Origin of the sequence: Pseudomonas sp. NBRC 111127 (assembly GCF_001320345.1) — a bacterium.
Classification (GTDB): domain Bacteria; phylum Pseudomonadota; class Gammaproteobacteria; order Pseudomonadales; family Pseudomonadaceae; genus Aquipseudomonas; species Aquipseudomonas juntendi.
The window spans coordinates 18,419-28,907 of the sequence record NZ_BCBD01000065.1 but is presented as its reverse complement, the minus strand read 5'-3'; the positions used below and the strand labels follow the sequence as shown (position 1 = coordinate 28,907).

The following is a 10,489-nucleotide window of genomic DNA, read 5'->3' as shown; positions in this document are numbered from 1 at the left end:
CGGTGGCATCAGCCCCTTTGGCCGGCGCCGAGACAATCACCTTGCCCGCCCCGGCGGCCAGGTGGGCAGCTGCCTTGGCCCGCTCGGTAAACAACCCGGTGCATTCGAACACCACATCGATCGCTTCAGCCTTCCACGGCAGTTCGGCCGGGTTGCGAATGGCACTGACCGCGATACGGTCACCATTGACCGTGAGGCTTTCGTGGTCGGCCTCGACCGTGGCGTCGAAGGTACCGTGCACGCTGTCGTACTTGAGCAGGTGGGCGTTCATGGCGCTGTCGCCCAGGTCGTTGATGGCGACGACCTGCAAGTCCTGGCGGTAGCCTTGGGTATACAGTGCGCGCAGGACGTTGCGGCCGATGCGGCCGAATCCATTGATGGCGATGCGAAGGGTCATGGCAGTACCTCTGGCAGTCCGAGTGAAACCTGTGGCACAAAGGAGCTTCACTGAAACGGTTTTGTTGTTGGAATTACAAGATTATTCACTATCAGATAGAAAACAAGCCTTTTTAGTGGCAGTATTTTGTTTAAACATACAACGAGTGGTGGGGCAAGATGCCTCTACCGATGCAGCGGGCTCCTGGTCTTGAGCCTAGGCGGCCATCGGTTGGAGGGGAAATGCCCGGTAAACCGCCCTTACAATTAGTCTGGAGTCCAGTACATGCATCCGCGCATCCTTGAGGTCACCCAGCGGCTGGTCGAACGCAGCCGAGCCACCCGCGAACGCTACCTGCAGCTGATTCGCGGCGCGGCCAGTGACGGGCCCATGCGCGCCAGCCTGCAGTGCGCCAACTTCGCCCACGGGGTGGCCGGTTGCGGCAGCGACGACAAGCAAACGCTGCGCCTGATGAACGCCGCCAACGTGGCCATCGTCTCGGCCTACAACGACATGCTGTCGGCCCACCAGCCGTACCTGCACTTCCCCGAGCAGATCAAGCAGGCCCTGCGCGAGGTCGGCTCGGTCGGCCAGTTCGCCGGTGGCGTGCCGGCCATGTGCGACGGCGTGACCCAGGGTGAGCCGGGCATGGAACTGGCTATCGCCAGCCGGGAGGTGATTGCCATGTCCACTGCGGTAGCGCTGTCGCACAACATGTTCGACGCCGCGCTGATGCTGGGCATTTGCGACAAGATCGTCCCCGGGCTGATGATGGGCGCGTTGCGCTTTGGCCACTTGCCGACCATTTTCGTGCCGGGCGGGCCGATGGTTTCCGGCATTTCCAACAAGCAGAAGGCCGACGTGCGCCAGCGCTATGCCGAAGGCAAGGCCAGCCGCGAGGAGCTGCTGGAGTCGGAGATGAATTCCTACCACAGCCCGGGTACCTGCACCTTCTACGGCACCGCCAATACCAACCAGCTGGTGATGGAGGTGATGGGCCTGCATCTGCCTGGCGCGTCGTTCGTCAACCCGTACACGCCGCTGCGCGATGCGCTCACCGCCGAGGCCGCGCAACAGGTCACGCGCATGACCAAGGCCAGTGGCAGCTTCATGCCGCTGGGCGAAATCGTCGACGAGAAGGCGCTGGTCAACTCCATCGTTGCCCTGCACGCCACGGGTGGCTCCACCAACCATACCCTGCACATCCCGGCAATTGCCCAGGCTGCCGGCATACAGCTGACCTGGCAGGACATGGCCGACCTCTCCGAGGTCGTACCCACCCTGTCGCATGTCTACCCCAACGGCAAGGCTGACATCAACCACTTCCAGGCCGCTGGCGGCATGGCCTTCCTGATCCGCGAGCTGCTCGATGCCGGCCTGCTGCACGAAGACGTCAACACCGTCGCCGGCCACGGCCTGCGCCGTTACACCCAGGAGCCGTTCCTCGATGATGGCAAGCTGGTATGGCGCGAAGGCCCGCTGCAAAGCCTGGACGAAAGCATCCTGCGCCCGGTCGCGCGGCCGTTCTCGGCCGAAGGCGGCCTGCGGGTAATGGAGGGCAACCTGGGGCGTGGCGTGATGAAGGTTTCGGCTGTAGCTGCCGAGCACCAGGTGGTCGAGGCCCCGGCGCGGGTGTTCCACGATCAGCAGTCGCTGGCCGATGCATTCAAGGCCGGTGAGCTGGAGTGTGATTTCGTGGCGGTGGTGCGCTTCCAGGGCCCCCGCTGCAATGGCATGCCCGAGCTGCACAAGCTCACGCCGTTCCTGGGCGTGCTGCAAGACCGCGGCTTCAAGGTGGCGCTGGTTACCGACGGGCGCATGTCCGGCGCCTCGGGCAAGATCCCGGCGGCGATCCACGTGTGCCCCGAAGCCTATGACGGTGGCCCGCTGGCACGGGTGCGCGATGGTGATATGGTGCGCGTTGATGGTGTCGAAGGCACGCTGCGGGTACTGGTATCGGCCGAAGAACTGGCCAGCCGCGACCTGCCGCCGGCGCCCCAGGGCAATGACCTGGGGTGCGGGCGCGAGCTGTTCGGCTTCATGCGCATGGCGTTCAGCCCGGCAGAGCAGGGCGCCAGTGCCTTCACCTCTGCCCTGGAGAACCTTAAATGAAGGACCTGCTGGTTGGCGATATCGGCGGCACCAACGCCCGTTTTGCGTTGTGGCGTGACAACCAGTTGCACGAGGTAAAAGTCTTCGCTACCGCGGACTACACCAGCCCGGAGCAGGCTATCGAGGCCTATCTGCATGGCCAGGGCATCGCCCGCGGCGGCCTGGCCGCGGTGTGCCTGGCGGTGGCAGGGCCGGTCGAGGGCGACGAGTTTCGCTTCACCAACAACCACTGGCGCCTGAGCCGCCTGGCGTTCTGCAAGACCTTGCAGGTCGAGCGGCTGGTGTTGATCAATGATTTCACCGCCATGGCGTTGGGCATGACCCGCCTGCAGGAAGGCGAAGTGCGCCAGGTGTGCCCCGGGCAGGCAGACCCAACGCGCCCGGCACTGGTGATCGGCCCGGGCACCGGCCTTGGCGTGGGTTCGCTGCTGCGCCTTGGCGGGCAGCACTGGCAGGCCTTGCCGGGCGAAGGCGGGCATGTGGACCTGCCGGTGGGCAACGCCCGCGAAGCGGCGATCCACCAGCAGATCCACCAGCAAATCGGCCATGTCAGTGCCGAGACGGTACTCAGCGGGGGTGGCCTGGTACGGCTTTACCAGGCCCTGTGTGCGCTGGACGGCGACACCCCACGGCACACGTCCCCGGCGCAGATCACCGATGCAGCGCTGGGCGGCGAGCCACGGGCACTGGCGGTGATCGAGCAGTTCTGCCGGTTCCTGGGGCGCGTGGCCGGAAACAATGTGCTTACCCTGGGCGCGCGCGGTGGGGTCTATATCGTTGGCGGGGTCATCCCGCGGTTTGCCGAGTTGTTCCTGCGCAGCGGGTTCGCCGCCAGCTTTGCCGACAAAGGCTGCATGAGCGGCTACTTTGCGGGTGTGCCGGTGTGGCTGGTGACGGCGGAGTTTTCCGGGTTGCTGGGGGCGGGTGTGGCGTTGCAGCAAGCGCTGGACCATTGACTGGGGCCGCTTTGCGGCCCATCGCGGGCTTGCCCGCTCCTACAGGTGCTGCGATCCCTGTAGGAGCGGGCAAGCCCGCGAAGGGCTGCAAAGCAGCCCCAATAAAAACAGGCAGCAAAGACCTGTAACCAAGAAGAGGAAGGACCACCTTGAGCACTGCCGGCAAATCGATCCTGATGGTCGACGACGACCAGGAAATCCGTGAACTGCTGCAAACCTATTTGAGCCGCTCCGGCTTCCAGGTGCATGCCGAAGCCGACGGCGCAGGTTTTCGCCGCGCGCTGGAAAGCAGCCCCTGCGACCTGGTCATTCTCGATGTCATGTTGCCCGATGAAGATGGTTTCAACCTGTGCCGCTGGGTTCGGCAGCATCCGCGCCGGGCGCGTGTGCCAATCATCATGCTCACTGCCAGTTCCGATGAAGCCGACCGGGTCATCGGCCTGGAGCTGGGTGCCGACGACTACCTGGGCAAACCGTTCAGCCCGCGCGAGCTGCAGGCGCGGCTAAAGGCTCTGCTGCGCCGCGCCGAGTTTGGCCAGGCGGCGCCGGGGAGCGCGGTGCTGGCCTTCGATGACTGGCGCCTGGACACGGTCAGCCACCGGCTGTTCCACCGCGATGGTGAGGAGGTGATTCTCTCCGGTGCCGACTTCGCACTGCTCAAGCTGTTCCTCGACCACCCACAGCAAATCCTCGACCGCGACACCATCGGCAACGCCACCCGCGGCCGCGAGCCGATGCCGCTGGACCGTATCGTCGACATGGCGGTCAGTCGCCTGCGCCAGCGCCTGCGCGACACCGACAAACCTCCCCGGCTGATCCGCACCGTGCGCGGCAGCGGTTACCTGTTGGCGGCGCATGTCTGCTGTGCGCCCTGAGCGGCGCTGGCGCTTGCTGCCCCGCTCACTGCTGGGGCGCATGCTGCTGCTGACCCTGCTGGTGGTGCTGCTGGCCCAGGGGTTGTCGAGCATCATCTGGGTTTCCCAACTGCGCGCCAGCCAGTTGCAGGGGTTGCGGGCCAGTGCCAGCAGCCTGGCCCATTCGATGAGCGCCAGCGTCAGCTACTTCCGGTCGTTGCCAGTGGCCTACCGGCCGCTGGTGCTCGACCAGTTGCGCAGCATGGGCGGCACGCGGTTTTTCGTATCGCTCAATGCTACCCCGCTGGACATGCAGGCGTTGCCCGTCACGGCGCGCAAGCAGGCGGTGATCGATGTATTCCAGCAGGTGTTGCACGAGCGCCTGGGGTCGCAGATGGAAATTTCCGTCGAGTTCGTCGGGCCTGACGAGCTGCGCATCTTCAACAGCGGCCTCAAGCTCGACGAGCTGCCGCGCTCGTGGGCGCATTACTCGCTGACGCTCGAGCCCCTCAAGCCACCGGTGCTGGTCACGCAGATCCGCCTGGGTGAGGGGGAGTGGCTGTACATCGCCTCGTTGCTGCCCGAGCCGTATACCGGCCTGGAAGCCGAACGCCTGCCACGCCAGCAGGTGGGGTTCATGGTGCTGACCACGGCCTTGCTGTTGCTGTTCATCGGCTTGCTGGTGCACTGGCAAAGCTGGCCACTCAAACGCCTGGCCCGGGCCGCGCGGGAAATGTCGCTGGGCGCTGATGTGGCGCCGCTGGCGGAAGGTGGCGGCAGCGAAGTGGTCGAGGTGAGCCGGGCATTCAACAGCATGCGCGAACGTATCAGCCGTTACCTGACCGAACGTAGCCAGTTGTTCAGCGCCATATCCCACGACCTGCGCACACCGATAACCCGCCTGCGCCTGCGTGTCGAGCTGTTGGAAGACGAGCGCCTGCAAGCCAAGTTCAGCCAGGACCTGGACGAGCTGGAGCTGCTGGTCAAAGGCGCCCTGCAATGCGTGAAGGACACCGACATCCACGAGAACATCGAGCCCGTCGACCTCAATCAGGTGCTGGATATCCTGGCCGAGCCTTACCTGGCCGATGGCCGCGTCACTGTGTACGGCAAGGCGCTTGCACCGTACCCGGGCAAACCTCTGGCCCTGCGGCGCTGCATCGGCAACCTGATCGACAACGCCATCAAGTACGGCGAACGGGCGCAACTGCGTATCATCGACAGCGCCGAGGGCTTTGTGCTTCAGGTGGATGACCAAGGGCCGGGGGTACCCCAGCAGCAGCTGGAGCAGGTGTTCGAGCCACACTTCCGCCTGGCCGCCCAGCAACAGGGTTACGGGCTGGGGTTGGGGATTGCACGCAACATTGCCCATAGCCATGGCGGCGAGGTGAGTTTGCTGAACCTGCGCGACGGTGGGCTGCGGGTAACCTTGTTCCTGCCGCGAGGCATGGACTGATTTCCGTGTTGCCTGCAAGGGCCGCACGGGTTTCAAGGTTTGCACTCAGGTCACTCAATTGTCACTGCCCAGTGACAATCCCAGCCTCCTTCGTGACATCTGCCCAAACCCCGCTGGCTAGAATTCGCACACGACTGGCAAGGATAAAGCTGGCTCATGAATACCCACCTACTGCCCTCCACCAGCTGGCTGAAAGCCCCGGCTCATACGGCCTGGCGCCTGGCCGAGGCCCAGCGGCTGCTGGCCTTTGCCAAAGCCGCGAAACGCCCGGACGGCTTCGGCAACCTGGATGCCAAAGGCCAACTCGCCGCTGGCGCCCGCGCCGAAACCATGAACACGGCGCGCATGACCCACTGTTTTGCCCTGGCTCACCTGCAAGGCATTCCAGGCTGCCTGGCCTACGCCGAGCACGGCGTGGCCGCCCTGCGCGGCGCCATGCAGGATGCCAGCTATGGGGGCTGGTTCGCTCACCCCGATGGCCAGCAGGACAGCGGCAAGGCCGCCTACCTGCATGCCTTCGTCGCCCTGGCCGCCAGCTCTGCCGTGGTGGCGGGCGCCGCCAGTGCCAGGGGCCTGCTGGCAGACGCCACCGAGGTGATCGAGCGGCATTTCTGGAGCGAAGCCGAAGGTGCCCTGCAAGAGGCTTACTCCCGTGCCTGGCAGTTGCCCGAGCCGTACCGTGGCGCCAACAGCAACATGCATGCGACCGAGGCGTTCCTGGCCCTGGCTGATGTCACCGGCAACACGCTGTGGCTGCAACGCGCGTTGCGTATCGCCGAACGCATCATCCATACCCATGCCGCCGGTAGCGGTTACCGGGTGATCGAACACTTCGACGTGCACTGGCAGCCCGTGGCGGACTACAACCACGACCACCCCGCCGATCATTTCCGGCCCTTTGGCACCACGCCTGGGCACGCCCTGGAATGGGCGCGGTTGCTGCTGCACCTGGAGGCCAGCCTGCAACGTGCCGGGCTGCCGGCACCGCAGTGGCTGGCAGAAAGTGCCAGCGGGTTGTTCGAGGCCGCCTGCCAGCACGCCTGGAACGTCGATGGCGCAGAGGGTTTCGTCTACACCCTGGACTGGGCCAACCGCCCGGTGGTGAACGCGCGCCTGCACTGGGTGCACGCCGAAGCGTGCGCCGCCGCCGCGGCCTTGTTGCAGCGTACCGGCGAGGCCCGTTACGAGCAGTGGTACCGCACCCTCTGGGGGTTTATCGCCAACCACTTCATCGACCCTGTGGCGGGCAGCTGGCACCACGAACTCGATAGCAACAACCGGCCGGCCGGGACCATCTGGCCGGGCAAGCCCGACCTCTATCACGCCTACCAGGCGCTGCTGCTGCCAGGCTTGCCGCTGTCGCCCAGCCTGGCCAGCAACCTGGGCAGCAATGTAACCAAATGATGACATTCACGCATCGCTTCGTTACCTGACGGGGCGGGCACGCTGTTTAGACTCCATGCAACGCAAGCGTTTGACTTGCACGCATAACAACAAGAAAGGTGCTTCGATGAATTCCAAACTCTGTCTCGCCGCTGCTATCTCGCTCGCCTCCTTACTGCCGCTGGGCGCCAGCGCCGCTGAAAGCAAAGGCAGTGTAGAGGTGGTGCACTGGTGGACCTCTGGCGGTGAAAAAGCAGCGGTCGATGTGCTCAAGGCGCAAGTCGAGAAAGACGGTTTCACCTGGAAGGACGGCGCCGTTGCCGGCGGCGGCGGGGCCACCGCCATGACCGTACTCAAGAGCCGCGCAGTCGCCGGCAACCCACCCGGTGTGGCGCAGATCAAGGGCCCGGACATCCAGGACTGGGCAGCCACCGGCTTGCTCGATGCCGATGTGCTCAAGGACGTGGCCAAGGAAGAAAAGTGGGACTCGCTGCTCGACAAGAAGGTCGCCGATACCGTGAAGTACGACGGTGACTACGTTGCCGTGCCGGTCAACATCCACCGTATCAACTGGCTGTGGATCAACCCCGAAGTCTTCAAGAAAGCCGGCATCGACAAGGCGCCCACCACCCTCGACGAATTCTATGCCGCCGCCGACAAGCTCAAGGCCGCCGGCTTCATTGCCCTTGCCCATGGCGGCCAGCCTTGGCAGGACAGCACCGTGTTCGAAAACGTGGTCCTGGCAGTGATGGGCGTCGATGGCTACAAGAAGGCCCTGGTCGACCTCGACAGCGCCACCCTGACTAGCCCGCAAATGGTCAAGGCACTGACCGAGCTGAAAAAGATCGCCACCTACATGGACCAGGATGGCAAAGGCCAGGATTGGAACCTGGAAGCGGCCAAGGTCATCAACGGCAAGGCCGGCATGCAGATCATGGGTGACTGGGCCAAGAGCGAATGGACCCTGGCGAAGAAAACCGCCGGCAAGGATTACCAGTGCGTCCCATTCCCCGGCACTGACAAGGCCTTCCTGTACAACATCGACTCGCTGGTGGTGTTCAAGCAGAACGACGCCGGAACATCCGCCGGGCAGCAGGACATCGCGCGCAAGGTGCTGGGCGAGGACTTCCAGAAGGTCTTCAGCATCAATAAAGGGTCGATTCCGGTGCGTAACGACATGCTCGGCAACATGGGCAAGTATGGCTTCGACAGCTGCGCGCAAACCTCCGCCAAGGACTTCCTCGCCGACGCCAAGACGGGCGGCCTGCAGCCAAGCATGGCGCACAACATGGCCACCACGCTGGCCGTGCAGGGCGCGTTCTTCGATGTAGTGACCAACTACATCAACGACCCCAAGGCCGACCCGGCCGATGCGGCGAAGAAGCTGGCGGCGGCGATCAAGGCGGCCCAGTAAAGGCTGACGCGGTCCCGTTGTAGGAGCGGCCTTGCGTCGCGATGGGCTGCGCAGCAGCCCCAAACCTGCGCACTCGATCTTTCAGGTAGGTGTCGAACTTGAGTCCTCAGGGCTGCGCAGCAGCCCATCGCGACGCAAGGCCGCTCCTACCCGGAGTGCAGCGCCTTTGAGGTGAACCATGACCACAACTACCGCCCAATTGCGGGCCTCACCCCTGGACGCGCTGCAGCGCTGGCTACCCAAGCTGGTGCTGGCACCGAGCATGTTCATTGTGCTGGTGGGCTTCTACGGCTACATCCTCTGGACATTCGTGCTGTCTTTCACCACCTCGACCTTCCTGCCCACCTACAAGTGGGCGGGCCTGGCGCAATATGCCCGGCTGTTCGACAACGATCGCTGGTGGGTGGCCAGCAAGAACCTGCTGCTGTTCGGCGGCCTGTTCATCGCCATCAGCCTGGCCATTGGCGTGTTGCTGGCGGTACTGCTGGACCAGCGCATTCGCCGCGAAGGTTTTATCCGGACCATTTACCTGTACCCCATGGCCCTGTCGATGATCGTTACCGGCACCGCCTGGAAGTGGCTGCTCAACCCTGGCATGGGCCTGGACAAGCTGCTGCGCGACTGGGGCTGGGAGGGCTTTCGGCTGGACTGGCTGATCGACCCGGACCGGGTGGTGTACTGCCTGGTGATCGCCGCCGTGTGGCAGGCATCGGGCTTCATCATGGCCATGTTTCTGGCCGGGCTGCGCGGGGTTGACCAATCCATCATCCGCGCAGCGCAGATCGACGGTGCCAGCCTGCCACGCATTTACTGGACAGTGGTGCTGCCCAGCCTGCGCCCGGTGTTTTTCAGTGCGCTGATGATTCTTTCGCACATTGCCATCAAGAGCTTCGACCTGGTGGCGGCGATGACCGCCGGTGGCCCGGGTTACTCATCCGACCTGCCGGCCATGTTCATGTACTCGTTCACCTTCAGCCGCGGCCAGATGGGCATGGGCTCTGCCAGCGCCATCCTGATGCTCGGCGCGATTCTGGCGATCCTCGTGCCTTACCTGTACTCGGAGCTGCGGAGCAAACGCCATGCATAGCGCATCGAATAGCCCTGCCGAAAAACCGGCACTGAGCCTTGGCCGTATCGCCATCCATGGCGTGTTGCTGATTGCCGTGCTGCTGTACCTGGTGCCGCTGGTGGTGATGCTGCTGACCAGCTTCAAAACCCCGGAAGACATCAGCACCGGCAACCTGCTGAGCTGGCCCGCGGTGATCACCGGCATTGGCTGGGTCAAGGCCTGGGGCACGGTCAGCGGTTACTTCTGGAACTCGATCATGATCACCGTGCCGGCGGTGCTGATCTCCACCGCCATCGGGGCGTTGAACGGCTATGTGTTGTCGATGTGGCGCTTCCGCGGGTCGCAGCTGTTCTTCGGGCTGCTGCTGTTCGGCTGCTTCCTGCCATTCCAGACAGTGTTGCTGCCGGCCTCGTTCACCCTCGGCAAGCTTGGCCTGGCCAGTACCACCAGTGGTCTGGTGCTGGTGCACGTGGTCTACGGGCTGGCCTTCACCACCCTGTTCTTCCGCAACTTCTACGTGAGTATCCCGGATGCGCTGGTCAAGGCGGCGCGCCTGGATGGCGCCGGGTTCTTCACCATTTTCCGCCGCATCATCCTGCCGATGTCGACGCCGATCATCATGGTCTGCCTGATCTGGCAGTTCACCCAGATCTGGAACGATTTCCTGTTCGGCGTGGTGTTTTCCAGCGGCGACTCGCAACCGATCACCGTGGCCCTGAACAACCTGGTGAACACCAGCACCGGCGCCAAGGAATACAACGTCGACATGGCGGCGGCGATGATCGCCGGCCTTCCAACCCTGCTGGTCTACGTGGTGGCAGGCAAATATTTCGTGCGCGGGCTGACGGCCGGCGCAGTCAAGGGGTAAG

Annotated in this window: 10 protein-coding genes; 9 read left to right on the top strand and 1 reads right to left on the bottom strand. The window is 64.2% G+C overall.

Going from position 1 to position 10,489, the window contains the following annotated elements; translation table 11 throughout:
* The coding region (locus APH30_RS13935; protein ID WP_256222029.1) for a glyceraldehyde 3-phosphate dehydrogenase NAD-binding domain-containing protein at positions 1-397 on the bottom strand (397 nt) is incomplete at its 3' end.
* Here APH30_RS13935 and APH30_RS29305 point away from each other — a divergent pair.
* From APH30_RS29305 to APH30_RS13895, 9 genes are all read left to right on the top strand, one after another.
* On the top strand, positions 396-590 hold the full coding sequence (locus APH30_RS29305; RefSeq protein ID WP_125855529.1) for a hypothetical protein: 195 nt from the start codon (positions 396-398) through the stop codon (positions 588-590). The two genes, APH30_RS13935 and APH30_RS29305, sit on opposite strands and share 2 nt — an antisense overlap.
* Positions 591-661: 71 nt before the next feature.
* Positions 662-2,488 carry a phosphogluconate dehydratase gene (gene edd, locus APH30_RS13930; protein WP_009683397.1) on the top strand — a complete coding sequence of 609 codons (1,827 nt, stop codon included), beginning with the start codon at positions 662-664 and terminating at the stop codon, positions 2,486-2,488.
* On the top strand, positions 2,485-3,444 hold the full coding sequence (locus APH30_RS13925; RefSeq protein WP_029885497.1) for a glucokinase: 960 nt from the start codon (positions 2,485-2,487) through the stop codon (positions 3,442-3,444). Before edd ends, APH30_RS13925 begins: the two co-directional genes overlap by 4 nt.
* Positions 3,445-3,593: 149 nt before the next feature.
* Positions 3,594-4,319, top strand: coding sequence for a two-component system response regulator GltR (gene gltR / locus APH30_RS13920; RefSeq protein ID WP_054912867.1), 726 nt, complete (start codon positions 3,594-3,596; stop codon positions 4,317-4,319).
* The gene (locus APH30_RS13915) at positions 4,300-5,754 is read left to right on the top strand and encodes an ATP-binding protein (protein ID WP_054881599.1); all 1,455 of its coding nucleotides are present in this window, start codon (positions 4,300-4,302) and stop codon (positions 5,752-5,754) included. Before gltR ends, APH30_RS13915 begins: the two co-directional genes overlap by 20 nt.
* A gap of 156 nt (positions 5,755-5,910) precedes the next feature.
* Entirely contained in the window at positions 5,911-7,158 is a 1,248-nt protein-coding gene (locus APH30_RS13910; protein WP_054912866.1) for an AGE family epimerase/isomerase, read from the top strand.
* 106 nt (positions 7,159-7,264) lie between these two features.
* Positions 7,265-8,551, top strand: coding sequence for an ABC transporter substrate-binding protein (locus tag APH30_RS13905; RefSeq protein WP_054912865.1), 1,287 nt, complete (start codon positions 7,265-7,267; stop codon positions 8,549-8,551).
* A gap of 178 nt (positions 8,552-8,729) precedes the next feature.
* Positions 8,730-9,638, top strand: a complete 909-nt coding sequence (locus tag APH30_RS13900; RefSeq protein WP_009683405.1) for a carbohydrate ABC transporter permease — start codon at positions 8,730-8,732, stop codon at positions 9,636-9,638.
* Positions 9,631-10,488 (top strand): carbohydrate ABC transporter permease, encoded by an 858-nt coding sequence (locus APH30_RS13895; protein ID WP_009683406.1) that lies wholly within the window; start codon positions 9,631-9,633, stop codon positions 10,486-10,488. Before APH30_RS13900 ends, APH30_RS13895 begins: the two co-directional genes overlap by 8 nt.
* Position 10,489 lies beyond the last annotated feature (1 nt).

Bases quoted from the DNA above. Each gene is read 5' to 3' on its own strand.
- APH30_RS13900 (WP_009683405.1), top strand. From the start codon at position 8,730: ATGACCACAACTACCGCCCAATTGCGGGCCTCACCCCTGGACGCGCTG.
- APH30_RS13925 (WP_029885497.1), top strand. From the start codon at position 2,485: ATGAAGGACCTGCTGGTTGGCGATATCGGCGGCACCAACGCCCGTTTT.
- edd (WP_009683397.1), top strand. From the start codon at position 662: ATGCATCCGCGCATCCTTGAGGTCACCCAGCGGCTGGTCGAACGCAGC.
- APH30_RS13915 (WP_054881599.1), top strand. From the start codon at position 4,300: ATGTCTGCTGTGCGCCCTGAGCGGCGCTGGCGCTTGCTGCCCCGCTCA.
- APH30_RS29305 (WP_125855529.1), top strand. From the start codon at position 396: ATGGCAGTACCTCTGGCAGTCCGAGTGAAACCTGTGGCACAAAGGAGC.
- APH30_RS13905 (WP_054912865.1), top strand. From the start codon at position 7,265: ATGAATTCCAAACTCTGTCTCGCCGCTGCTATCTCGCTCGCCTCCTTA.
- APH30_RS13910 (WP_054912866.1), top strand. From the start codon at position 5,911: ATGAATACCCACCTACTGCCCTCCACCAGCTGGCTGAAAGCCCCGGCT.
- APH30_RS13895 (WP_009683406.1), top strand. From the start codon at position 9,631: ATGCATAGCGCATCGAATAGCCCTGCCGAAAAACCGGCACTGAGCCTT.